Annotated in this window: 20 protein-coding genes, 1 tRNA gene and 2 rRNA genes; 13 read left to right on the forward strand and 10 right to left on the reverse strand. The window is 47.1% G+C overall.

The window, feature by feature from the left end; genetic code table 11:
• The 8 genes from KTG12_RS03110 to der all read left to right on the forward strand — a co-directional run.
• Positions 1 to 529: ribosomal RNA gene (locus KTG12_RS03110) — 23S ribosomal RNA — on the forward strand; the annotation flags it as partial.
• A 97-nt stretch (positions 530 to 626) separates the two neighbouring features.
• Positions 627 to 737 (forward strand): 5S ribosomal RNA (gene rrf / locus KTG12_RS03115).
• Positions 738 to 950: 213 nt separating this feature from the next.
• Complete coding sequence (locus KTG12_RS03120; RefSeq protein ID WP_046451688.1) at positions 951 to 2105, forward strand: HAMP domain-containing sensor histidine kinase; 1155 nt, start codon at positions 951 to 953, stop codon at positions 2103 to 2105.
• A gap of 88 nt (positions 2106 to 2193) precedes the next feature.
• On the forward strand, positions 2194 to 2781 hold the full coding sequence (locus tag KTG12_RS03125) for a DUF177 domain-containing protein (protein WP_005634589.1): 588 nt from the start codon (positions 2194 to 2196) through the stop codon (positions 2779 to 2781).
• 12 nt (positions 2782 to 2793) lie between these two features.
• A complete protein-coding gene (rpmF, locus tag KTG12_RS03130; protein WP_005634607.1) occupies positions 2794 to 2979 on the forward strand; it encodes a 50S ribosomal protein L32 in 186 nt (61 codons plus the stop codon).
• 105 nt (positions 2980 to 3084) lie between these two features.
• On the forward strand, positions 3085 to 4089 hold the full coding sequence (locus tag KTG12_RS03135) for a beta-ketoacyl-ACP synthase III (RefSeq protein WP_005634609.1): 1005 nt from the start codon (positions 3085 to 3087) through the stop codon (positions 4087 to 4089).
• Positions 4073 to 4963 (forward strand): GTPase Era, encoded by an 891-nt coding sequence (gene era, locus KTG12_RS03140; protein ID WP_046451652.1) that lies wholly within the window; start codon positions 4073 to 4075, stop codon positions 4961 to 4963. The genes KTG12_RS03135 and era overlap by 17 nt, the downstream gene beginning before the upstream one ends.
• 28 nt (positions 4964 to 4991) lie before the next feature.
• A complete protein-coding gene (der, locus tag KTG12_RS03145) occupies positions 4992 to 6305 on the forward strand; it encodes a ribosome biogenesis GTPase Der (RefSeq protein WP_005645683.1) in 1314 nt (437 codons plus the stop codon).
• Between the two features lie 36 nt (positions 6306 to 6341).
• On the opposite strand, the gene KTG12_RS03150 is transcribed toward der, so the two are convergent.
• The 5 genes from KTG12_RS03150 to KTG12_RS03170 all read right to left on the reverse strand — a co-directional run bounded on the left by KTG12_RS03150 (position 6342) and on the right by KTG12_RS03170 (position 10229).
• Positions 6342 to 6416: transfer RNA gene (locus tag KTG12_RS03150), tRNA-Val, on the reverse strand.
• 89 nt (positions 6417 to 6505) lie between these two features.
• Positions 6506 to 8281, reverse strand: a complete 1776-nt coding sequence (locus KTG12_RS03155) for a DUF4091 domain-containing protein (protein ID WP_046451653.1) — start codon at positions 8279 to 8281, stop codon at positions 6506 to 6508.
• A gap of 109 nt (positions 8282 to 8390) precedes the next feature.
• Positions 8391 to 9464, reverse strand: coding sequence for a TIGR04133 family radical SAM/SPASM protein (locus KTG12_RS03160; protein ID WP_138272733.1), 1074 nt, complete (start codon positions 9462 to 9464; stop codon positions 8391 to 8393).
• The gene (locus tag KTG12_RS03165) at positions 9461 to 9937 is read right to left on the reverse strand and encodes a radical SAM-associated putative lipoprotein (RefSeq protein WP_005634621.1); all 477 of its coding nucleotides are present in this window, start codon (positions 9935 to 9937) and stop codon (positions 9461 to 9463) included. Before KTG12_RS03165 ends, KTG12_RS03160 begins: the two co-directional genes overlap by 4 nt.
• 91 nt (positions 9938 to 10028) lie before the next feature.
• Entirely contained in the window at positions 10029 to 10229 is a 201-nt protein-coding gene (locus KTG12_RS03170; RefSeq protein ID WP_005634623.1) for a hypothetical protein, read from the reverse strand.
• Between the two features lie 2 nt (positions 10230 to 10231).
• On the opposite strand from KTG12_RS03170, the gene KTG12_RS03175 reads away from it, so the two are divergent.
• The 3 genes from KTG12_RS03175 to KTG12_RS03185 are packed head-to-tail and all read left to right on the forward strand — an operon-like array spanning position 10232 to position 15658.
• A complete protein-coding gene (locus tag KTG12_RS03175; protein WP_005634625.1) occupies positions 10232 to 12079 on the forward strand; it encodes an ABC transporter ATP-binding protein in 1848 nt (615 codons plus the stop codon).
• Between the two features lie 46 nt (positions 12080 to 12125).
• Positions 12126 to 13220 carry a glycoside hydrolase family 5 protein gene (locus KTG12_RS03180; RefSeq protein ID WP_005651363.1) on the forward strand — a complete coding sequence of 365 codons (1095 nt, stop codon included), beginning with the start codon at positions 12126 to 12128 and terminating at the stop codon, positions 13218 to 13220.
• Between the two features lie 8 nt (positions 13221 to 13228).
• A complete protein-coding gene (locus tag KTG12_RS03185) occupies positions 13229 to 15658 on the forward strand; it encodes a glycoside hydrolase N-terminal domain-containing protein (protein WP_122342607.1) in 2430 nt (809 codons plus the stop codon).
• Here the strand turns inward: KTG12_RS03185 and KTG12_RS03190 are convergent, their stop codons facing one another.
• The 5 genes from KTG12_RS03190 to pstC all read right to left on the reverse strand — a co-directional run bounded on the left by KTG12_RS03190 (position 15659) and on the right by pstC (position 20518).
• Entirely contained in the window at positions 15659 to 16861 is a 1203-nt protein-coding gene (locus KTG12_RS03190; RefSeq protein ID WP_138272732.1) for a porin, read from the reverse strand.
• Between the two features lie 39 nt (positions 16862 to 16900).
• Positions 16901 to 17578, reverse strand: coding sequence for a phosphate signaling complex protein PhoU (gene phoU, locus KTG12_RS03195; protein WP_005634636.1), 678 nt, complete (start codon positions 17576 to 17578; stop codon positions 16901 to 16903).
• 87 nt (positions 17579 to 17665) lie between these two features.
• Positions 17666 to 18418 carry a phosphate ABC transporter ATP-binding protein PstB gene (pstB, locus tag KTG12_RS03200; protein WP_022321438.1) on the reverse strand — a complete coding sequence of 251 codons (753 nt, stop codon included), beginning with the start codon at positions 18416 to 18418 and terminating at the stop codon, positions 17666 to 17668.
• Positions 18419 to 18431: 13 nt separating this feature from the next.
• Positions 18432 to 19319, reverse strand: a complete 888-nt coding sequence (gene pstA, locus KTG12_RS03205) for a phosphate ABC transporter permease PstA (RefSeq protein ID WP_005634640.1) — start codon at positions 19317 to 19319, stop codon at positions 18432 to 18434.
• Positions 19320 to 19327: 8 nt separating this feature from the next.
• Complete coding sequence (gene pstC, locus KTG12_RS03210; protein WP_138272731.1) at positions 19328 to 20518, reverse strand: phosphate ABC transporter permease subunit PstC; 1191 nt, start codon at positions 20516 to 20518, stop codon at positions 19328 to 19330.
• A gap of 631 nt (positions 20519 to 21149) precedes the next feature.
• Between pstC and KTG12_RS03215 the strand changes: the two genes are divergently transcribed.
• Both KTG12_RS03215 and KTG12_RS03220 read left to right on the forward strand, forming a co-directional pair.
• Positions 21150 to 22346 (forward strand): glycoside hydrolase family 88 protein, encoded by a 1197-nt coding sequence (locus tag KTG12_RS03215; RefSeq protein WP_119216209.1) that lies wholly within the window; start codon positions 21150 to 21152, stop codon positions 22344 to 22346.
• A 9-nt stretch (positions 22347 to 22355) separates the two neighbouring features.
• Positions 22356 to 23573 carry a DUF2264 domain-containing protein gene (locus tag KTG12_RS03220; RefSeq protein WP_138272730.1) on the forward strand — a complete coding sequence of 406 codons (1218 nt, stop codon included), beginning with the start codon at positions 22356 to 22358 and terminating at the stop codon, positions 23571 to 23573.
• The last annotated feature ends 25 nt before the right edge of the window (positions 23574 to 23598 follow it).

Consider the following 23598-nt stretch of genomic DNA (forward strand, 5'->3'; position numbering starts at 1 on the left):
ACAAGTCGATCAGGTAGGAAACTAGAGCATAGTGATCCGGTGGTTCCGCATGGAAGGGCCATCGCTCAAAGGATAAAAGGTACTCCGGGGATAACAGGCTGATCGCTCCCAAGAGCTCATATCGACGGAGCGGTTTGGCACCTCGATGTCGGCTCGTCACATCCTGGGGCTGGAGAAGGTCCCAAGGGTTGGGCTGTTCGCCCATTAAAGTGGCACGCGAGCTGGGTTCAGAACGTCGTGAGACAGTTCGGTCTCTATCTATCGTGGGCGTAGGATATTTGAGGGGCTCTGACACTAGTACGAGAGGACCGTGTTGGACAGACCACTGGTTTACCGGTTGTACCGCCAGGTGCACCGCCGGGTATCTAAGTCTGGATTGGATAAGTGCTGAAAGCATCTAAGTACGAAGCCAGCCTCAAGATGAGATATCCCTAGAGGGTCGTTGTAGACTACGACGTAGATAGGCTACAGGTGTAAGGGCAGCAATGTCGAAGCCGAGTAGTACTAATAGCCCGAGACTTTCGATCATGTAAGGGTTGATATATCAGCAGATGGCTGATGCCATATGTTTCTATTAGTTACTTCAGGTAATGGGGTTGTCCAGTCAAAATCTTACAAAGAGGTATTAAGGTGGTTATAGCGTTGGGGATCCACCTCTTCCCATTCCGAACAGAGAAGTTAAGCCCAACCACGTCGATGGTACTGCGTAAAAGTGGGAGAGTAGATAGCCGCCGTTTTTTAGGAGTGAGAGCGAAAGTTCTCCGTGAAGGAAGCCGATTCAGTTTTGAGTCGGCTTTTTTCGTTTCCGACAGCCCATAAGCCATGTGGATGCCAGGGTATTCCTTAAACAGTATTTCTGCCCTTTCCCTTTTGGTTTTCCGTATTCTTCTGGTATAATATAATATTATTCTATCTTTATCGTTCAATATATATTGACTGAATATTTCGATATGAAAAGTATATATGATTCCCGCCAACGGTTGAAGTTTGTATTTATTTTTACGGCTATCCTGATCGCGATCGCTTCACTTGTTGTTTCTGATATGCTGATAAAAGATCTGGCCCAGGAAGAACGCCAGAAAATGGAAGTATGGGCGGAGGCTACTCGTTTGACGGCAAGTAAGAACACGGCTGTGGATTTGTCTCTTGTTTTGAAAATCCTGGAAGGAAATACGACTATCCCGGTTGTACTTTGTAATGACAAAGATAGCATCATGTTCGTAAAGAATATAAGCTTCCCCGAAAATGATGTGGAAGAATTTAAGAAAGTAAAAGTAAAGGAGCTGAAAAGCAAAAATACGATTGTGATCGATATGGAGGATGGAACTTTCCAATATGTCTATTATGATGATTCTGTCATCCTAAAGCGATTGTTGATTTATCCTTATGCGCAGCTTACGGTTGTATTCGTTTTTATTGTGATTGCTTTTCTGGCGCTTGCAAGCACGAAGAAGGCCGAACAGAATAAAGTGTGGGTTGGACTGTCTAAAGAAACGGCTCATCAGTTAGGAACGCCTATTTCGTCTTTGATAGCTTGGGTGGAATATCTGCGGACAAAAGATATAGATTCTTCTCTCTTGAACGAGATGGAAAAAGATGTGAAGCGTTTGGAAACGATTGCGGAGCGTTTTTCCAAGATCGGTTCCAATCCGGACCCAGTCCCAGTGGATATCAATAATTCTATCCGTTCGGCCTTGAGCTATATGAGCACACGTATTTCTTCGAAGGTCAAGATTTATACGCATCTTACCGACGGGCCGGTTCCGGTGTTGATGAATGACTCTCTTTTTGCTTGGGTTATAGAGAATCTGACAAAAAATGCGGTAGATGCAATGGAAGGGCAGGGGAAAATCACTTTTCAGGTGGAGGAACGTGATAAAGTCGTTCGTATCGATGTGACCGATACCGGGAAGGGGATCGCCAAATCTAAGTTTAAAACCGTATTTAATCCCGGTTATACGACCAAAAAGCGTGGGTGGGGGCTAGGCTTGTCTCTGGTAAAGCGTATTATCGAATCTTATCACGGCGGAAGGATATTTGTTAAGAGTTCGGAAGTCGGCAAAGGCACGACTTTTCGAATTGAGCTTCGGAAATATAAGGGCTAAAATCTTAGATAGTAAAAAATAACTGCAAAGATGTTGCATTTGTGTTTAGTTTTTTCGTACCTTTGCAAGGTTTTTACACTAAAAGGCTTTGGGAAAGTTTAAATTATATAATGTAGATTTGAAAAATCTCACTCCAGGAATACACGAATTCGAGTATTTATTGGAGAATAAGTTTTTTGTGGATATTGATGGAGACCAAGTCCAGAAGGGCAAAGTGAAGGTTAACCTCACGGTAAAACGGTCTTCCATGATGTTTGAAATGAACTTTCAGATTGAAGGTGTTGTTATGGTTCCGTGCGACAGATGTCTGGACGATATGGAAATCCCAATCGACACGCATAATCGCCTGGTGGTAAAGTTCGGTAAAGAATATGCCGAAGAAAGTGACGAAGTAGTGGTTATACCGGAAGACGAAGGTGCTATTAACCTCGCGTGGTTCCTGTATGAATTTATTGCATTGGCAATACCTATGAAGCATGTACATGCTCCGGGAAAATGTAATAAGGCTATGTCGTCCAAGTTGAAGAAGCATACCGCCAGAAGCACTGAAGACGGAGATGAAGAGTACGAAGACGATAGCGTGGAAGAAGATATCGCGATTGATGACGACGTACCTGTGGCAACAGATCCGAGATGGGATGGTCTGAAAGGTTTACTTGAGAATGATAACAATTAAATAAATTAAAACATGGCACATCCTAAAAGAAGACAAGGTAAGACAAGAACAGCCAAGAGAAGAACTCATGACAAGGCTGTTGCTCCCACAATGGCTATTTGCCCGAACTGCGGCGCATGGCACATTTATCACACTGTATGCGGCGAATGCGGCTATTACAGAGGTAAGTTAGCTATCGAAAAAGAAGCAGCTGTGTAAGTTTATCCTAACTGATTAAGTTTTGATAAACCAAGAAATAGCCCTAAAAGTATTTTTAGGGCTTTTTTTTAATTGGGATATATAGTCCTTTTTATTTTTAAAGATATGGATAAGATAAATGCGGTAATAACAGGCGTAGGCGGATACGTTCCCGAAGATGTGTTGACGAACGAAGATATTTCGAAGTTGGTGGATACGACGGATGAATGGATCATGACGCGTGTTGGCATCAAAGAACGCCGAATTTTGAAAGGTGAGGGCTTGGGAACCTCATATATGGGTATACGGGCTGTGAAGCAGTTACTCGAAAAGACAAATGTGAACCCGGAAGAGATAGAAGTGATCCTCACAGCAACAACTACGCCTGACCATCATTTCCCGACCACTTCCTCCATTATAGCTTACCATACCGGTTGCAAGAATGCAATGACTTTCGATTTGCAGGGGGCTTGTGCCGGTTTTTTGTATGCCTTGGAAACAGGTTCCAATTATATCCGTTCGGGACGCTATAAGAAAGTGGTTGTTGTGGCAGGCGATAAAATGACTGCTATAACGGACTATCAAGATCGTTCTACCTGTCCTTTGTTCGGCGATGCCTGTGGTGCTGTGCTGCTCGAACCTACAACGGAAGAAGTGGGTGTGATGGATACGATCTTGCGTACCGATGGTGTAGGCTATTCACATCTGATTATGAAATCCGGCGGTTCGGCCTATCCTCCTTCACACGATACGGTGGATAATCGCGAACATTTCGTTTTCCAGGATGGCAAATATGTCTTTAAGTACGCAGTTTCGTATATGGCTGATGTTGCTGCCGAGATTGCCGAACGGAACGGGCTGACACACGATGATATCGCATGGATCGTGCCTCATCAGGCAAACTTGCGCATCATCGATGCGACAGCAAAACGTCTGGGTGTGGACATGGAAAAGGTGATGATCAATATCCAGAAATACGGAAATACCAGCGCCGGGACAATCCCTATCTGCCTTTGGGAGTGGGAAGACAAACTGAAGAAAGGCGATAATCTGATTCTTGCCGCTTTTGGCGCCGGTTTTACCTGGGGTGCAATTTATCTTAAATGGGGATATAATGGAAAACAAGCATAAATCCGGCTTTGTTAATATTGTCGGTAATCCGAACGTCGGGAAGTCTACGTTGATGAACCGTTTGGTGGGAGAGCGTATCTCGATCATCACTTCGAAAGCACAGACAACGCGGCACCGAATCATAGGGATCGTGAATACCGCAGATATGCAGATTGTGTATTCTGACACGCCGGGAGTCCTGCATCCGAATTATAAGTTGCAGGAATCTATGCTTAATTTTTCTCAGTCGGCACTTGGTGATGCCGATGTATTGCTTTATGTAACCGATGTCGTCGAAAAGATCGACAAGAATGAAGAATTTCTCCAGAAGGTCCAGAAAGTGGAATGTCCGGTCCTGTTACTGATTAACAAGATTGATACGACTACCCAACCAGAATTGGAAAAGCTGGTAGCCGAGTGGAAAGAACTTCTTCCGAAAGCTGAGATCATTCCGATCTCCGCCCTTTCGAATTTTAATATAGATTACGTGAAACGTAGGGTAGAAGATCTGATGCCTGAATCTCCTCCCTATTTCGAGAAAGATGCGCTTACCGATAAGCCGGCCCGTTTCTTTGTGACGGAGATCATTCGCGAGAAGATTCTCCTGTATTATCAGAAAGAAATCCCGTATGCGGTGGAAGTCGTTGTTGAGCTGTTTAAAGAAGAAGCCGAGCTGATTCATATCAAAGCGCTCATTATTGTTGAACGCGATTCCCAAAAAGGAATCATCATCGGGCATCGTGGCCTGGCATTGAAAAAGGTAGGTGCTATGGCACGTAAGGATATCGAACGCTTCTTTGATAAGAAGGTTTTCCTGGAAATGTTTGTCAAAGTAGAAAAAGACTGGCGTAACCGGGACAACATGCTGAAGAACTTCGGTTATCAGCTGGATTAATTAACAGCACAGACAGAAAAAGTTGTTTATGGGAAATATTGTTGCAATAGTTGGTAGACCCAACGTAGGAAAGTCCACCCTCTTCAACCGTTTGACACAGACGCGCCAGGCGATTGTCAACGAGGAAGCAGGTACTACCCGCGACCGTCAGTATGGCAAGGCAGAGTGGACAGGTAAAGAATTTTCGCTGATTGACACCGGCGGATGGGTGATTAATTCGGATGATGTTTTTGAAGAAGAGATAAACAAGCAGGTGAAAGTCGCTCTTGAAGAGGCAGACGTGATCTTGTTTGTCGTTGATGTCTTGAATGGAGTTACGGATTTGGATAACGAAGTAGCTGCTATCCTGCGTCGTGCCAAGAAGCCTGTGATTGTTGTGGCCAATAAAGCGGATAACTTCGAATTGCATCCCTCCTCTGCCGAATTTTATTCTTTCGGATTAGGTGACCCTTTCTGTATCTCTGCTATCAACGGTTCTTGTACGGGCGATTTGTTGGATAAAATCGTTGCTACGCTTCCGGATGACAAGCAGGAGATGCTCGAAGAAGAGCTGCCCCGTATCGCCATCATCGGCCGTCCGAATGCAGGCAAATCTTCTTTGATCAACGCCTTTATCGGTGAAGACCGCCATATTGTAACGGATATTGCTGGTACGACCCGTGATTCTATTTACACGAAATATAACAAGTTCGGCCTGAATTTCTATTTGGTGGATACGGCCGGTATCCGTAAGAAGGGGAAGGTGAATGAGGATCTGGAATACTATTCCGTGATCCGTTCGATCCGCGCCATCGAGAATTCGGATGTCTGCGTGTTGATGCTAGATGCCACCCGAGGTATCGAAAGTCAGGATTTGAACATCTTCTCTTTGGTTCAGAAAAACAAGAAAGGCTTGGTCGTTTGTGTGAATAAATGGGATTTGGTGGAAGATAAAAGCCAAAAGGTGATTGATACCTTTACGAGTGCGATTCGTGAGCGTCTGGCTCCGTTTACCGATTTTCCGATCCTGTTTATTTCGGCATTGACAAAACAGCGCATTCTGAAGGTGCTGGAAACAGCCAAAGATGTATACGAAAACCGTCAGCGCCGTGTTCCGACAGCCAAGCTGAACGAAATCATGCTGCCGATCATCGAGAACTATCCGCCTCCTGCTTGGAAAGGAAAATATATCAAGATTAAATATATTACGCAGCTTCCTGCCGGCCAGGTTCCTTCGTTTGTATTCTTCTGTAACTTGCCGCAATGGATCAAAGAGCCTTACAAACGCTTCCTGGAAAACAAGATCCGGGAAAACTGGAACTTTACGGGAACGCCGATTAATGTATTTATTCGGGAAAAGTAAAAAGAAAAGCGCCGGTTGGCGCTTTATGGCGGAGTGTGAACCGTGCCGGATTCGAACCGGCGACCTCTGCCCTGTCAAGGCAGCGCTCTAAACCAGCTGAGCTAACGGTTCCGATGCTGTAAAGATAAAATGAATCCCCGGGAGTCATGCACTCTCCGGGGATTTTTTTATGATTTTTTTTGTTTTTAAGCGACGAATGCTTACAGCGAGTTCAGCAATTTATTCAATTCATTTACCATTTCGGCTGCCGACTGTTGAGTTTCGGACAGGCCTTCCGGGGTAAATTTAGCCACTGCTTTGTTTAATTTGTTCAATTTGCCTTTAGCCCCTTTGGCTGCCAGCTCTTCGCGGAGGATACGGATTTTTTCGCAGTCCTGAATACCTTCGACCAAACGTTCGAAACGGATCGAACTGCGGGGGCCAGGATAGATACTGTATGTATCGCCGGCTGCCCAAGTGCGGAAGCGTGAGTCGCGCAAGGGATCGGCTGTCCAACTGTTTACGGCCCAGCGCAGGTAACCGTCATAGCCTCCGGCGATGGCATGCAGGGCTGTCCAAGTAGCTTCGGCCGGATCGGAGAAAGTAAAGGTGTTCGGGAAGGCTTCCGAGCAACACGTGTAGACCGTGCTGATCTGTCCTTTGCGTTCGCGTTCGGCTTTTACGTTTTCTGGAAATTTATGGCCGTAAGGGATACTCAGGTAATACAAGTCGGATTGGATTTCAGGATGATAGTTGCCCGCCAGCGTGATCTTGAATTCGGGATCGGCCTGCTTGATGACTTTGATAGCTTCGCGCATGGCTTCCATAGGACGTTCGTCCATAGAGATGGCAGTCTTTTCAAACCAGCCTTTTTTACGCAGGTGACGGGAGAAGTCTTTCAGGAACGAACCCCAGTATTCGGTATATTCGGCATCGCCAGGTTTGACATTGATAAACTGTACCCGGCTGGTCGCTTCATCGTAATAGTCGAAAGTCAAAGCCCAAGGGATCATGGTGTAGCAACTGATCATATCTTTGATCCCCACTTCATTCATCATGAATTCCACCCATTTGTCAAATACGTCATAACTGTATACCCATGTCCCGTCGATTTTCTTGATACGGGTTACCATGCTGTCGAAATGGTCTTCCGTCTGGCCGGCCCAAGGTTTATGCATGATGCTGGTCGTGATGGCCCGTTGTCCGGCATTGGCCAACATCTTCATGATCGGAAGCATGGCGTCGAAATGCTCCTTGCTCCAAAGAGGAACCTGGTAGTAACGGGCTACTGAATAGGGATTTTGCCACAGGTCCAGATGGAAAGCCCAGTCTTGTGGAGCTGGCAGCGTACGGTTCAGCACGTCGATTTCTACCTGGAGTTTCATATCTTGGAAATTTTTTCCTGAAACGGTCAACGTCCCCTTATATCTCCCTGCGCGGGCATCTGACGGAACCCATACGTTCAGCCAGATCGGTTGTGTCGTACAAGCTTTGATATCCTGTATTTTTACAATATCCAAGACATCGGCTACGACAGACGAATCCCATTCGGCCTTGTTTTCGCGATGTCCGCAACCACCTTTGCGGTCCTTGTTCAGCTCGTCGGTCATGACATAGCGTACGAAGTTCGTCGTGATGGCAGAAGCCGGGATGACGGCCGAGCCGCTTTTCAGTTCGCTGACGGTGACCGTTACGTCGTCCAACGCTTCTTTAGTCCACAACACGGCTTGTGCATTGATACGTTCCCCTTTCCAGGCTTTCCCTTTCCAGCGGGTTGTCTTCTTGATGTCGGGGACATTCAGTTTTTTGTAGCGGATATCCGTTGTTCCCCAGCTGAGGCAGGTTGGCGTTGTCATTTTGTTCCAGACTTCTGCGCCGTCATGCGGTTTGGTGTCTGTAAGTTCCTCATAATTGCCCAAAGGATACTTTTCTGTCTGTTGAGCGAAACAGACCGGCCCTAATGTCAGCAAGGCCGATAGGATAAGAGCATTTTTCATGAAATGATTGATGTTTTTTAGTTTACGTGGGTAAAGATAGGAAACAATTGACAATTGACAATGGAGAATTGATAATTAGGGAGGGAAAGATATTGTCAATTGCTCTTTGTCAATTCTCAATTCTCCGATAATGACAGGTGATCAGGTCGCCGCTATCGTCATGGAGATGCATACCGCTTCCTTCGCAATAGCGGAACATGTCGCAGTCTGCGCACTGTCCTTTTCGTGCCCATTCCCGATTGCGATATTCTTTGAAGCCGTTGTTCCAGACATCAACAAAGCTGTCTTTGTAGATATTTCCCTGATGGAAGTTGGCACGGATGCTCGGACAGCCGGATATAGATCCGTCGATCAGTACCGATGCCGTGCTGATACCAGCATTGCAGTGAAAAATCTGGTCGCGTACTTCCCCCTCGTAATTGCCGAGGAAACCTTCACAGGCAAAACTAGCATGTATCTTTCCCTCGGCGCGGCAATGACGGATGAATTTAAGGATCCAAGTGAATTGTGTGTCGTCGATCTGCAATTCCGGTGTCTCTGCCGCCCGATCCACAGGAAAAATGGTGAAGATACGCCAGTTCTTGACTCCCAGCTCGATCAGAAAATCCTTGAACAGCATCAGGTCCTTGAAGTTTTTCTGATTGACGCAGGTCACGACGTCCCAGACGATTTCCTTCTCTTCTGCCAGCATCGCAATGGCATTGACAGCGCCTTCGAAGCTCCGGCGGTTTCCCCTGAGCCAGTTGTGCGCCTCTTCGAACCCGTCGAGGCTGATGGTGATGGAGTGCATTCCGGCCGCCAATAGCGAGTCCAGTCGTGTGCGGTTGAGCAGCAATCCGTTGGAGACGATTCCCCAGGGATATTCACGTTTGTTCAATTCCCGCCCGCATGCTTCGATATCTTTACGGACCAATGCTTCTCCGCCGGTAAACGTGATCATTACCTTATGCGGGTCCACGTGAGGCGTGATTTCGTCTATCACTTTCAGGAAATCTTCGACCGGCATGTCCGGATGGGCGGACGAGACATGGCAGTCGCTACCGCAATGGAGGCAGGAGGCGTTACAACGGAGCGTGCACTCCCAAAAGAGCGTACGCAATTCATGTATCTTGGCTCGGTTCTTCCGGATGCTTCTGAATAATTCTAATGCAAGGCGTTTGCGTAATCCGGGACGTTTATTCATTCTTTGTCTTTTCTTTTAAGGTTGAACTTTATTTCTTTTTCGACAGAGCCTTTAAACCAACTTCCTGTGTTTCCCTTATAATCATCGCTGGAAAGTGTAAGGTTCGTAGAGTCTTTTTCGTATGAACCGTTTTGGGGACCGTCTATATCCGTTGCTATGATCCGTAATTTGTCGGTTGGAAATTCTTCAAACTGGCAATGAAAGACTCCAGCAGGATCTGTGGAAACAGCTGGTATCGTGTCAAACCAATGTCTGTTATCGCCATGATGTTCTACCAGACATTTTATTTCAATATCCGGAATCGGCATATTTTCTTGGTTTACGACTTTTCCTTTGATTGTAAAGTCGGCATGAGGAGTACCGTACATGGCGGCTCCCGGTTCAGAGTCACATGTGGAGAAACCTAGCAGCATTAGTACGCTGGTTAATAGCCAATTGAGACTTTTCAGGAAGGAGGAAGAGATCTTTTTCATACTTTTATAGCATTTGTTTATACTATATTGATGCAAATATACTTTTTATAGTTGCTTCTTTATCATTTTCTTTTGGATATATTATATTCTTCTATGGAATAGATTCGTTTTTCGGATACGATCCATAAGTTGTCTGCTTGGCGGCGGACGACTTATGAGAGTAATCTGAAGCCCTAAAAGAGCAGGGCTGGCGGGCTAAAGAATAAGGATGGACGAAATAAAGTACAGCGGGAATGCCCGGAATCAGCCGGATATTGAGTAACTTGCGCCCCAAATTCAATTGATCGATCAAACATGAAGGATTTTCTGCGTATACTGAGGCGTTTTGTGCCTCCCTATAAGAAATTTATGGTGTGGAATGTGATATTTAACGTCCTGTCTGCCATTTTGAACCTGTTCTCTTTTGCATTAATCATCCCGATTCTGAATATCTTGTTTAAAATCAGTGACGAAACCTATACCTATACGGATTGGACGTTCGCCCCTTTCTCGTTCGAAGCCTGGAAAGCGACTCCGGAATTGCTGAAAAACAACTTCTTTTGGTTCGTGTCCGACATGATCGAGACGAAAGGCGGTTCCTTCACGCTGATCATATTGGGTGTTTTCCTGATCGTGTCTACTTTCTTGAAGGTCGGGACGATGTATATGGCTTTTTATACGATGATCCCGATCCGTACGGGTGTCGTCCGCGACATCCGCAATCAGATCAACCGCAAGATAACGGAACTTCCTCTGGGCTTTTTCTCGGAAGAGCGGAAGGGGGATATAATCGCACGCGTTTCGGGAGATGTGAACGAGATCGAGACTTCGATCATGAGTTCGCTTGATATGCTCTTCAAAAACCCGATCCTGATCCTGATCTACCTGATCGGGATGATCGCCATCAGCTGGCAGCTGACGCTTTTTGTCTTCATCCTGCTGCCTTTCGCCGGATATGTGATGGGAACGGTCGGAAAGAAGTTGAAACGGAAATCGTTCGAGGGACAGCAACAATGGGGGTATCTGATGAGTCAGATAGAGGAGACGTTGGGTGGCCTGCGTGTTATCAAGGCTTTCAATGCGGAGGCGAAGATACAGGACCGTTTTGAGAAAAGCAACGAAACGTTTCGGCGGCTGACGAACCGCATTTACCGCCGCCAGCAGATGGCGCATCCTATGAGCGAGTTCTTGGGGACGGCCACGATCGCGATCGTGCTGTGGTATGGCGGTACGCTGATCCTGAGCAGTAACAGTCCGATCGACGCCTCTACTTTCATCTACTACTTGGTGATTTTTTACAGTATAATCAATCCGGCGAAGGATCTTAGCAAGGCCTCTTATGCCATTCAGAAAGGGCTTGCCTCTATGGATCGCGTCGATAAGATCCTGAAGGCGGAAAGCAATATTAACGATCCTGAGGATCCGAAACCGATTGCTCTGACGGAAAGTATTTGCTACCGGGATGTCTGGTTCAAGTACCAGCATGAATGGGTGCTGAAAGGCATTGACCTGACGATTCCGAAAGGACACACGGTAGCGCTGGTCGGCCAGTCGGGGTCGGGAAAGAGCACGTTGGTGGATTTGCTGCCTCGTTTCTATGATGTGGACAAGGGGAGCATAACGATCGACGGAACGGATGTGCGTGATGCGACCTTGTACGATCTGCGCAGCCTGATGGGGAATGTCAACCAGGAGGCGATTCTTTTTAACGACACATTTTTCAATAATATCTCTTTCGGAGTGGAAGGGGCTACACTCGAACAGGTCCAAGAGGCGGCCCGTATCGCCAATGCGCATGATTTTATCATGGCAAGCGAAGATGGATACGATACTAATATCGGTGACCGCGGCGGTAAGTTGTCGGGCGGACAGCGCCAGCGTATCAGTATTGCACGTGCCATTCTGAAGAACCCGCCGATCCTGATCCTCGACGAGGCGACTTCGGCGCTCGACACCGAGTCGGAACGCTTGGTGCAGGAGGCTTTGGAGAACCTGATGCGTAACCGTACGACGATCGTGATTGCACACCGGCTCTCGACGATTCGTAATGCGGACGAGATTTGCGTGATGCATGAAGGGGAGATTGTGGAACGCGGACGGCACGAGGAGCTGATTGCATTGGATGGATATTATAAAAGATTGTGCGATATGCAAAGTTTTTGATAAGGAATAATAGCTAAAGTGTTGATAATCTAAATATAATAGTTTTATGGAAAAGAAAGCATGGTTGATTTGTATTTGTTGTCTTTGTTGTATGTGTGGTGTTTCTGCACCGAAAAAGAACAATTTTTCGGTTAAGAGAGGTGTCAATATCAGTCATTGGTTGTCACAAAGTAATGTAAGAGGTGAAAATAGGGCTGTCTTTTTTACGGAGGCTGATGTTAAATTTTTGTCAGAAGTAGGATTTGACCATTTGCGCTTGCCTGTGGATGAAGAACAGATGTTTGCGCCCGATGGCAGCAAAGAAAAAGAAGCTTTTTCTTTGCTGCATAATGCTTTGTCGTGGTGTCAAAAATATCGGTTAAAAGCAATCGTGGATTTGCATATATTGCGTTCGCACCATTTTAATGCGAAGGAAAAACCTCTTTTTACTGATCGGAAAGAGCAGATTCGATTTTATGATTTGTGGAAGCAACTAAGTCAGGAATTGCATACCTATTCAGTCGATTTTTTAGCTTACGAATTGATGAACGAACCGGTAGCTGACGACCATGAACAGTGGAATAATATTGTAGCTGAATGTGTTCGGACCATTCGTCTGTTAGAACCCGAACGGTCGTTACTTGTTGGTTCTAATAGGTGGCAAGGATATGAAACGATGCGATATTTGAAGATACCTGAGAATGATCCGAACTTGATTATTAGTTTTCATTATTATAATCCCTTCTTGTTGACCCATTATAGGGCAGGTTGGACGGATGTAAAAGACTATACAGGAAAGGTGCATTATCCGGGAAAATTGATTGCTGATGAAGATTTGAAACACTTAAAAGGTGAATTGTATGACAAGTTCTCCTATTGGAATAAAGTGGAATTTAACAAAGAGGTGATTGAAAAACATTTCAAGGAGGTGGTCGATTTTGCCCGTTTACATCAACTCCCGTTGTATTGTGGTGAATTTGGTTGTATCGCCGCAACCCCAAAAGCCGATAAAGAACGTTGGTATCAAGATATGATAGAGTTGTTTGATAAGTATGAAATTGCGAGAGCCAATTGGGATTACAAAGGTGGTTTCGGAATTATAGAGCAAGGTATACCGCAAACGGATCTGATATATATACTTACAGGAAGAAATATCAAATAATTGTAATTATGAAATATAACGCATTTGTTTTTCTGTTTATGATTCTGATAGGATGCAATATGCCGGAAGTGAAAACGGGTAAACCGCTGTCTTATCATTTCGATGCCCCAGCCGGAATTTGGGAAGCATCGTTCCCGTTGGGTAACGGACGCCTCGGATTGATGCCGGACGGAGGTGTCGACACGGAAAATATTGTCTTGAACGAGATCTCCATGTGGTCGGGCAGTAAGCAGGATACAGATAACCCGCAGGCATATCACTCGTTGGGCACGATCCGGAAACTTCTGTTCGAAGGACGTAACGACGAAGCACAGGAACTGATGTATAATACTTTTGTCTGCAAAGGCGAAGGGAGCGGACAGGGGCAAGGGGCGAATGTCCCGTATGGCAGTTACCAACTGCTAGGTAACCTCGTGCTGAATTACGATTATCAAGGTACTTCCGATTCGATCTTCGGATATAGACGAGAATTGAATCTTGACAACGCGATTGCAACAGCTTCTTTTAGAAGGGGAAAGGTGACGTATAACCGCGAAGTCTTTACCTCTTTTGCCGATGATTTGGGGGTGATTCATTTGACTGCCGATGCGGATAGGGCGCTGAACTTCTCGTTTGGGATGAACCGTCCCGAACATTATAAGGTGACGGCCGACGGTAATGACCTTCTGATGCAGGGGCAGTTGCCTGACGGTGTCGATACGCTGGAGATGAAAGGCCTCCGCTATGCCTCGCGTGTCCGCGTCATCCTGCCGAAAGGGGGAAATGTGACTCCGGGAGATTCGACTGTTTCCGTGCGGAATGCCTCCGAAGCGATCTTGTTGGTGAGTATGGCAACCGATTATTTTGATAAGGATTTGGAAGGGAAGGTCTCTTCCCTGCTGGCTAATGCCGAAAAGAAAGATTTCGCCTCTTTGAAGAAAGGGCATATTGCTGCTTACCGTTCCCTGTTCGGCCGTGTGGAGCTGGATTTGGGACATTCTTCCCGCGAAGACTTGCCTATGGACGAGCGTTTGGCTGCTTTCCACGAAAACCCGGACGATCCTTCGTTGGCTGCGCTTTATTTCCAGTTCGGCCGTTATCTGCTGATCTCGTCCACGCGTGTGGGCTTGCTGCCTCCCAATCTACAGGGGCTTTGGTGTAATACGATCAATACGCCCTGGAACGGCGACTATCATTTGAATATCAATCTTCAGATGAACCATTGGCCTGCGGAGGTGGCGAACCTTTCCGAACTTCATCTTCCGCTTGTGGAATGGACGAAACAACAGGTTGCCAGTGGCGAACGGACCGCTAAGGCTTATTATAACGCCCGTGGATGGGTGACGCATATCTTGGGAAATGTCTGGGAGTTCACTGCACCGGGCGAACATCCGTCATGGGGGGCAACCAATACTTCCGCCGCTTGGCTTTGCGAACATTTGTACATGCATTATCTTTATACGTTGGATAAGGAATATCTGAAAGATGTGTATCCGGTTTTGAAAGGAGCTTCCCTGTTCTTTGTGGATATGTTGGTGGAAGATCCCCGCAACAAATATCTGGTGACGGCCCCGACCACTTCGCCTGAAAACGGTTATAAGTTGCCGAACGGCAAGACGGCGCATATCTGTGCCGGTTCGACGATGGACAACCAGATCGTCCGCGAACTGTTCACCAATACGATCGAGGCTGCCGACATATTAGGACTTGATTCTGCTTTCGCCGGCGAACTGGCTGCCAAGCGTGCCCGCCTGATGCCGACGACGATCGGCAAGGACGGGCGTATCATGGAATGGCTTGAACCCTACGAAGAGGTTGAACCTCATCATCGCCATGTGTCTCATCTCTATGGATTGTATCCGGGCAATGAGATATCAATGGAGCGTACACCTGAACTTGCCGAAGCTGCCCGTAAGTCGCTGATTGCCCGTGGCGATAAGAGCACGGGATGGTCGATGGGATGGAAGATGAATTTCTGGGCGCGTCTGCATGACGGCGACCATGCCTATAAGTTGTTTGTCGACCTGCTCCGTCCGTGTGTGGACCGTAAGACAAATATGACGAACGGCGGCGGGACATATCCGAACCTGTTTTGTGCGCATCCTCCTTTCCAGATAGACGGTAACTTTGGCGGTTGTGCCGGTATTGCCGAAATGCTGGTACAGAGCCAGACGGGAGAAATCGAACTGCTTCCCGCCCTGCCTTCCGCCTGGAAAAGCGGCAGTTTCAAAGGACTGAAAGTTCGCGGAGGCGGCGAAGTGTCTGCCAAATGGAAAGAAGGTCGCTTGGCGGAAGCCGGTTTGAAAGCACTGGTTCCCGGTTCGTTCCGTATCAAACTTCCGGCCGATTCGGCGAATATGGGCATCAAGATCAACCAAAAAGCCGTATCTCTCCCGGTTGTCGACGGCATGTTGAAAGTCGAATTGCAGGCTGGAGATCAGTTGGTACTGATGTTTTGATCAATACAGCGGCAACTTGTATATGAACCCTACCGACAAGCGTTGTGTGTTTTCAATGGAAGCACACAGCGCTTTTGCTTTTTCCGTCAGATTGTAAAAGCGGGCTGTTCCGGTGAGGAAGATATGCAGGTTTTCATCCGCCATCGGATAAAATTCGATGCCGGTCTGCAAGCCCCATGCCGTACGGTATTTCCCGTCCGGGAGTTCTCCTTCTTCATCTCCCGCTTTATAGACCGACCCGGTTTCGTACATTCCTTTGGCGAAGGCGTTCCATTTCGGATGAAAGCGGTAATTCATCTCTGCCACGAGTGAAAGATACTGGATGTTACGCAAGCAGACAGGTCCTTCCTCATTCTCGGCGGACGGAGGGACTAACTCGGTCAGGATACCTAACGGATCGAGTGAGCCGCGTGTGTACATCACATCGAAATAGCCGTCAAACGGGCCGGTGCAAACATTGTGCCCGGCCCATGCCATATACATCCATTTCCCTTTGGCCTGTTCTCCGGCCGTGGCGGAATAGCGGAGGTTCAAAATCTCGTCCAGATAACTGCTGTTCCAGTTAAATGTGTAGAAAAGCGGAGCACGTGGCTTTTCGATTCCGGCGGGAAGTATTCCGTAGGTGTCTTCCATGCTCCCGATTCGGTTGTCTGTTACTTGCAAACGTAGTTCCTGGGAAGGAGTTGGCTGATAACCAAGTGTGACTCCTGTAAAATAGCAATCCATGTATTCGTTCATGTCGCTGTATTCATATATAGCATACGGATCGAGGTCATATTCGAACCCTCCCCAGGCTGCATCCTGTTTCCCTAAGGTAATCGTGAATTTATCGTTGAGGCGATAGCCGATCATCGCATATTCGATCGATTCCGGCAGGTTCTCCAGATCCATGCTTTCATTCCCCTGATTGAGGTTCTGGCGGTACCAGTAGAAAAGACGGTCGTTTACTTCGCCGGTCGCCTCGATCTTGATATGGTTGAAACGGAAAGCGGCTTCATCCAGCTTGTGCCCGGTGAAGAAAGTATTGAAAGAAGCGTGCATTTCCAGATCCAGGTTGAATACATTATTGCGCTTGGGAATCTTTGTTGCATATTCGAACAGGGAAATATCGGAGGAGTCCCGTTCGGGAATAAATGATTGCGCCTGTACGGAAATAGTGCATAAAAAGCAGGCTGACAGCCAGAATGCCGTTAGTCGTTTCATTGTCGATTACGATTATGTTTGATTCTGGCTGCAAAGATATTACTTTTCTTCCGTTTTGCCGATGTGCTTCATCACCTTCGCATCCAAGTAGAAGATCAGTTCTTCTGCAATGTTGGTGCAATGGTCGCCGAAGCGTTCCATCTTGCGGATGACGCCCGCCATGTAAAGGCCGGCAAGTGCGCTGCCCGGATGCGCTTCGATATACTGGGCGATCAGAGGAGTCGAATCGTGATTGATCTCATCGATGATGTTGTCTTTCAGGAAAATGCGTGACGCGATTTCGGAACTTTCCTTTTCAAAGGCCTCCTGAGCCAATGATATCATGCCGAGAAGTTCGTGTAACATTTCTTCTACGCGTGCGATTTTTACCAGTTCCGGATCGATCGGTTCTCCTTCCGGCAGGTTGACGGAGAAGCGTGCGATACTTTCGGCGAAGTCGCCGAGGCGTTCCAGGTTTGTATTGATCTTGTACATGGCAAGTACGAAACGCAGGTCGATAGCCACCGGTGCGTACAAGGCAATGATATCCTCGCAATCACTGTCGATCTTCAGCTCGAATGCATTCACGCGGCGTTCACGGCTGAGCACTTTGTAGGCCAGTTCCTTGTCTCCGGTCAGCATCGCTTCACCGGCATTGTATATCTGCTGGTGGACGAGTGCCCACATCTCGTTGATCGTATTCTTTAACGCCGCTATTTCTTGTTCAATAACCTTCATGTTTTGATTTATAATTTATAATTTATGATTTATGGATTATGAATTATGATTTATATGTCGATGATAAATCATAATTCATAAATCTTCTCACCCGAATCTCCCTGTGATATAATTCTGGGTCGATTCTTTTTCCGGATTGGTGAAGATCTTACGCGTTTCACCATATTCGATCAGTTCACCCAAATAAAAATATCCAGTCTTGTCGCTTACACGAGCAGCTTGCTGCATGTTGTGTGTGACGATCACGATCGTATATTCCTTTTTCAGTTCATGGATCAAATCCTCGATCTTGCTTGTAGAGATCGGATCGAGGGCTGAAGTGGGCTCGTCCATCAGCAGGATGGAAGGTGAGATCGCCAATGCCCGTGCGATACAAAGGCGTTGCTGCTGGCCGCCGGAGAGAGCGAAGGCCGAATCTTTCAGCTTGTCCTTGACCTCGTCCCAGAGAACGACCTGCTTCAAGCTTTTGACAACGGTTTCTTCGATGTATCCGTTATCCTTAATGCCGTTTACGCGTAGACCGTAAGCCACATTTTCAAAAATTGTCTTCGGGAACGGGTTCGGTTTCTGAAACACCATCCCGACGTTTTTACGGAGCGTATCGACTTTTTCCCCTTTGCTGTATATGTCCCGCCCGTCGATGAATATCTTACCCTCCAGACGTGTGTCGGGGATCAGGTCATTCATGCGGTTGAACAAACGGAGGAAGGTAGATTTGCCACAACCCGACGGGCCGATAAAGGCTACCGAGGTGTTGGCTTCTATCTGCATCGAAATGTTCTTCAGCGCATGAAAGTCTCCGTAATGGAAATCTACGTTTTGAGCATCAATCTTTATCATAAATAATTTTCAATTAATTCATTTTTACTTTCTTAGCGAAATAATTACGCAATAGATTTGCCAGCAGGTTGACAACCAAGACGATGGCAATCAACACCAAAGCCGTTCCGTATGCCATGCCGCGGGAGGCTTCTATATCCGTTCCGCTCGTGGATATTACATACAAGTGGTAAGGCAGTGCCATGCACTGGTCGAAGATGCTTCCCGGCAATTGGGGAAGGAAATAGGCTGCCACAGTGAACAGGATTGGCGCTGTTTCGCCCGATACGCGTCCGACAGACAAGATCAGGCCGGTGATGATATTCGGGAAAGCCATCGGAAGCACGACACGGCGGATGGTCTGTAACTTCGTTGCGCCCAAAGCCAGGCTACCGTGCCGGAACGAGTCGTCGATACTTTTCAGAGCCTCTTCCGTAGTGCGGATAATCAGGGGAAGCGACATCAATGCCAGCGTAAACGAACCGGCTATGATCGAATCTCCCCAACCCAGTGCATTGACGAACAGCGACATACCGAACAAACCGAATACGACTGACGGGACTCCGCTCAGGTTATTTGTCATGATACGGATGAAGCGGACCACTTTGCCGTTTGTCGCATATTCATTCATGTAGATGCCGCTCATGATCCCGATCGGGAAACTGATGATACTGCTTCCGACGATCAGGTAGAAGGTTCCGACGATCGCCGGGAAGATTCCTCCTTTCGTCATTCCCTCTTCCGGTGCTTTCGTCAGGAAGTCCCAGCTGATCACGCTGCCTCCTTTGATGATGATGAATCCTAAGATCACGAACAAGATCGCTACGACCAGATAACTCAACAGGGTGAAGAAACCGAATGCAAACTTTTGGGAGGTCCGTTTCTTTAAATCTATATTTCCTAACTTTTGTACAGGTGCCATAATGCTAATCAGATTTTTCTTTTAGATGAAATATACTCGACGGAGATACTCAATATCAACGTGATCAAGAAGAGGACGGCGCCGAGCAGGAACAAGGCTTCGTAGTGTGCGCCTCCGGCGGGAGCCTCTCCCAGTTCGGCGGCGATCGTCGCGGGAATAGTCCGCACCGGCTCGAAGAAGGAGGTCGGGATGACGGCCGCATTGCCGGTTACCATCAGGACTGCCATCGTCTCGCCTATCGCACGTCCGATACCCAGCACGACTGCGGATGTAATGCCGGAAATGGAATATGGGATGATTACTTTATATATTGTCTGCCATTGGGTCGCACCCAAGGCGAGGCTTGCCTCCTTCATGGCGCGGGGCGTTGTCCGCATGGCATCTTCCGCAACGGTGATAATCGTTGGGAGCGCCATGATCGCCAGGACCACGCTGCCGGCAAAAGCCGTTTCGCCGACAGGCAGGTCGAATGTCTTCTGTATGAGCGGCACGATTACCACCAAGCCGAAGAAACCATAGACGACAGACGGAATGCCCGCGAGCAGTTCGATGATAGGTTTCAAGAGGTCGCGTGTCCGCTTGTTCGCTATTTCCGCCATGTAGATGGCAACCGCAATTCCGAAAGGAAGTGAAAGTACGATTGCGCCGATACTGACCAGTAATGTGCCCAACAACAAAGGAATCAATCCGAATATAGGGGCCGGTGTCGAGGTCGGATACCATTTCGTCCCTCCGAAGAACTCCCCTAATGTGATCTTCTCTTCCGGCAGTACCTTTCCCTGAAAATCGTTTTCCAGTAAATACTGTTTGGGGAAGAAAGCGATGATACCTGGTTCTTTCGCCACCAGTTCGCTGATCTTTTGCGGGACGTATTGAAATTCGTCGCCCAGTTCCTCCTCCGTATAATAGTTGGTCAGATCGGAGAAACGGAATATCAGGATATCCTGATCCATCCCGCTGATATCTTTCCAGTTGGTTATATTACCGTCGAAAATGTCCATGATCTTCTCCGGTGATAATTTTCCGACATCGTTGCTTTTATTTACGGCAAGAACATAGCCTTCTTCTGTGGCCGGAGTATTGAAAAGGCCGCCGGCCTCTTTGAACAGAAAGAACACGATCAGCAAAATCGTAAAGCTGCTGACGCTTCCGCTGATGAGTAACCCCCCTTCTACAATCTTTTCGAAAAACTTTCTCACTTTGTTTACCTTTTTATTCTACCTGCAAAGGAACGAAACAAATATTACGAAGCGGTTACATGGGATTGAATGAGATGTTACGATATTGTTACGTTTGTATTTCAAGAAATAGTCTGTATTTAAGAAAAAGCGGAACCGGTTAAATGTAGGTTTGACAGTGAAAGTGGCTTCACTGCTTATGTTTGCCTTCATCAGAGATCAAGTCGGCCCCGGATGGTTCTGTTTAAGCGACAATAGCTATGGTTTCTGTTGTCAAACAGCCCGGTCATAGACCTTTTGCCTTTAGTCGAATACGTTTTCGCCCTTGGTCAAAAGCCCTTTCGACACAGGTCAAAAACCTTTTTGACTAAGGGCGAAAACGTAAGGAGTGGTAGAGATGGCAGTAAATACTTGTGTATTTGTTTCTTAGTTATTATTGTAGCCTTCTTATTTTTCACTTGAAAATATATATAGGTGGATGTGAAACCAGGGGGAGGAAAGGCCAACCAAGATCAGGATACGACACAAGCCCCGGAGATGAAATGACATTTTCGGGGCTTCGTCATGTATACCAATCGCTTTTCTATCGTAATACGCAGTAATTTGTAAACTTATCCCTATATTTGTCCAAAATCTTTCTAATTATCCAATTATGAACAAACTTTTAAGTTTATCTGTGTTAGCGACCACACTGCTGTTGTCGTCTTGTAGTAATGCCCCGCAGGAGGAACCTCTTGCGAAAGTGATTGACCGCGGTTTGAAAGCCTCGACCGAACAGGCGCTGCTTATGGCCAAAGAGCTGGAACAACAGGATGGCCGGTTGCCTAAGAGCATCAAAGATGGCAAACTGGAAACCAGCGACTGCTATTGGTGGTGCAGCGGTTTCTTCCCCGGTGAACTCTGGTATCTGTATGAAAACAATCCTACTCCCGAATTGAAGAAGTATGCCGGACTTTTTACCGGACGCTTGGAAAAAGTGCAGCATGTGACGGATAATCACGATGTAGGCTTCATGCTTTATTGTAGCTATGGCAACGGTTACCGGCTGACACAAAATCCCGCTTACAAGGATGTGCTGGTGACAGGCGCCGGTTCGCTCAGTACCCGATTCAACCCTATGATCAAGGCGATCCGTTCCTGGGACTTTACCAATAATGGTAAATGGCAGTATCCGGTTATCATCGATAATATGATGAACCTCGAACTGCTGACGTGGGCAAGCAAGACTACCGGCGATAACCGTTTCCATGATATCGCGGTCACGCATGCCAATACGACGATGGAAAATCATTTCCGCGATGACTATAGCTGCTATCATGTCGTTTCATATGACACCATCACCGGAAAACCTCATATCAAAATGACGCATCAAGGCTATGCCGACGAATCGGCTTGGGCACGCGGACAGGCATGGGCAATCTATGGCTATACGATGATGGCTCGTGAAACCGGCAGTCCCGAATATCTGGCACAGGCCAAGCATATTGCCCGTTTCCTGATGAACCATCCGAATATGCCTGCTGATAAAGTCCCGTATTGGGATTTCGATGCTCCTAATATCCCGGATGCACCGCGCGATGCCTCTGCTGCCGCTATCATGGCTTCGGCCTTGATCGAATTGAGCCAGTTGGATAAATCGGATGAGGCAAAAAGCTATCTGGACTTTGCCGAACAGCAGGTGCGTTCTTTATCATCCCCTGAATATTTGGCGGAGAAGGGAACAAACTGTAACTTTGTACTCAAGCATTCGACCGGCCATCTGCCTGGAAACAGCGAGGTGGACGTGCCGCTTAGCTATGCCGATTACTATTATGTGGAAGCATTGATGAGACTGAAAAAATTAATTTGAATATAAACCATGAGAAATTCATTGAAAATCGCCGTACTAATTCTATGTACGATCTGCCTGCCTTTTACAGGCAACGCCCAGCAAACAACAGGTAAAGAAGATCGTGCATTCTGGGTGGAAAATCTGACACGCATTGCTGATCCCGTACTTGTCAATCTGAGCAATAATACGTTGAAGAAGAATATGCCTTACGAATCGTTGGGCGACCGTCGTCGTTTCTCGCATTTGGAGGCGGTGGGCCGTCTGGTCTGCGGTATCGCTCCCTGGCTGGAACTGGGACCGGACAATACGCCGGAAGGCAAGCTCCGTGAGAAATATATCAACCTGACGGTAAAAGGCTTGAAGAATGCTGTTAATCCTGGGGCTCCCGACTATCTGGTTTTCGGTGAACCGTCGCAACCTCTGGTAGATGCTGCTTTTTTGGCTCAGGGATTATTGCGTGCTCCGAAACAACTTTGGGGGAATCTTGATCCGCAGGCAAAAGAATGGATGATTACCGAATTGAAGCGTAGCCGTAACATCAAGCCTTTTGAAAACAACTGGTTGCTTTTTGCTTCGACCGTCGAAGCTGCTTTGTTGGAGTTTACAGGAGAATGTGACATGGAACGGATGCTGTATGGAGTGAAAAAATTCCGTGACGAATGGTATAAAGGGGATGCTATGTATGGTGATGGAGTTGATTTTCACATGGACTATTATAATAGTTTCGTAATCCATCCGATGCTGACGGACGTGCTGGTCGTGATGAAGAAACATAATATCGAGGGAGCTGATTTCTTGGATACACAGTTGAAACGTCATGCTCGTTATGCCGAGATACTGGAACGTTTTATTTCTCCCGAAGGTTCCTTTCCGGTTGTCGGTCGTTCCATCTGCTACCGTTTCGGTGCTTTCCATGCGTTAGGACAAGCTGCTTTGATGCATATTTTGCCCGAACGGGTGAAACCGGCGCAGGTGCGTTGCGCATTGACTTCCGTTATCCGTCGCCAGTTGAAGTCTCCGGCGAATTTCGATAAGAACGGCTGGTTGCGCGTAGGCTTTACAGGTGAACAAATCGAGATCTCCGAGTCTTATATCAATACGGGGAGCGTCTACCTTTGTGCTTTTGGCTTAGTGCCTCTGGGATTGCCGGAGACGGATGAGTTCTGGTCTGCCCCTTATACGGAATGGACGAATGTGAAAGCCTGGAACGGGGAGAAGGTACAGGCTGACCATGCGATCAAGTGATTGAAAATTAAGAATTAAGAATTAA

This window comes from Parabacteroides sp. MSK.9.14 (genome assembly GCF_019041495.1).
GTDB classification, from domain to species: Bacteria; Bacteroidota; Bacteroidia; order Bacteroidales; family Tannerellaceae; genus Parabacteroides; species Parabacteroides merdae.

Excerpts from the sequence above, each read along its gene's own strand:
- KTG12_RS03120 (WP_046451688.1), top strand. The coding sequence starts at position 951 with ATGAAAAGTATATATGATTCCCGCCAACGGTTGAAGTTTGTATTTATT.
- rpmF (WP_005634607.1), top strand. The coding sequence starts at position 2,794 with ATGGCACATCCTAAAAGAAGACAAGGTAAGACAAGAACAGCCAAGAGA.
- KTG12_RS03135 (WP_005634609.1), top strand. The coding sequence starts at position 3,085 with ATGGATAAGATAAATGCGGTAATAACAGGCGTAGGCGGATACGTTCCC.
- era (WP_046451652.1), top strand. The coding sequence starts at position 4,073 with ATGGAAAACAAGCATAAATCCGGCTTTGTTAATATTGTCGGTAATCCG.
- der (WP_005645683.1), top strand. The coding sequence starts at position 4,992 with ATGGGAAATATTGTTGCAATAGTTGGTAGACCCAACGTAGGAAAGTCC.
- KTG12_RS03155 (WP_046451653.1), bottom strand. The coding sequence starts at position 8,281 with ATGAAAAATGCTCTTATCCTATCGGCCTTGCTGACATTAGGGCCGGTC.
- KTG12_RS03160 (WP_138272733.1), bottom strand. The coding sequence starts at position 9,464 with ATGAATAAACGTCCCGGATTACGCAAACGCCTTGCATTAGAATTATTC.
- KTG12_RS03165 (WP_005634621.1), bottom strand. The coding sequence starts at position 9,937 with ATGAAAAAGATCTCTTCCTCCTTCCTGAAAAGTCTCAATTGGCTATTA.
- KTG12_RS03175 (WP_005634625.1), top strand. The coding sequence starts at position 10,232 with ATGAAGGATTTTCTGCGTATACTGAGGCGTTTTGTGCCTCCCTATAAG.
- KTG12_RS03180 (WP_005651363.1), top strand. The coding sequence starts at position 12,126 with ATGGAAAAGAAAGCATGGTTGATTTGTATTTGTTGTCTTTGTTGTATG.
- KTG12_RS03185 (WP_122342607.1), top strand. The coding sequence starts at position 13,229 with ATGAAATATAACGCATTTGTTTTTCTGTTTATGATTCTGATAGGATGC.
- KTG12_RS03190 (WP_138272732.1), bottom strand. The coding sequence starts at position 16,861 with ATGAAACGACTAACGGCATTCTGGCTGTCAGCCTGCTTTTTATGCACT.
- phoU (WP_005634636.1), bottom strand. The coding sequence starts at position 17,578 with ATGAAGGTTATTGAACAAGAAATAGCGGCGTTAAAGAATACGATCAAC.
- pstB (WP_022321438.1), bottom strand. The coding sequence starts at position 18,418 with ATGATAAAGATTGATGCTCAAAACGTAGATTTCCATTACGGAGACTTT.
- pstA (WP_005634640.1), bottom strand. The coding sequence starts at position 19,319 with ATGGCACCTGTACAAAAGTTAGGAAATATAGATTTAAAGAAACGGACC.
- KTG12_RS03215 (WP_119216209.1), top strand. The coding sequence starts at position 21,150 with ATGAACAAACTTTTAAGTTTATCTGTGTTAGCGACCACACTGCTGTTG.
- KTG12_RS03220 (WP_138272730.1), top strand. The coding sequence starts at position 22,356 with ATGAGAAATTCATTGAAAATCGCCGTACTAATTCTATGTACGATCTGC.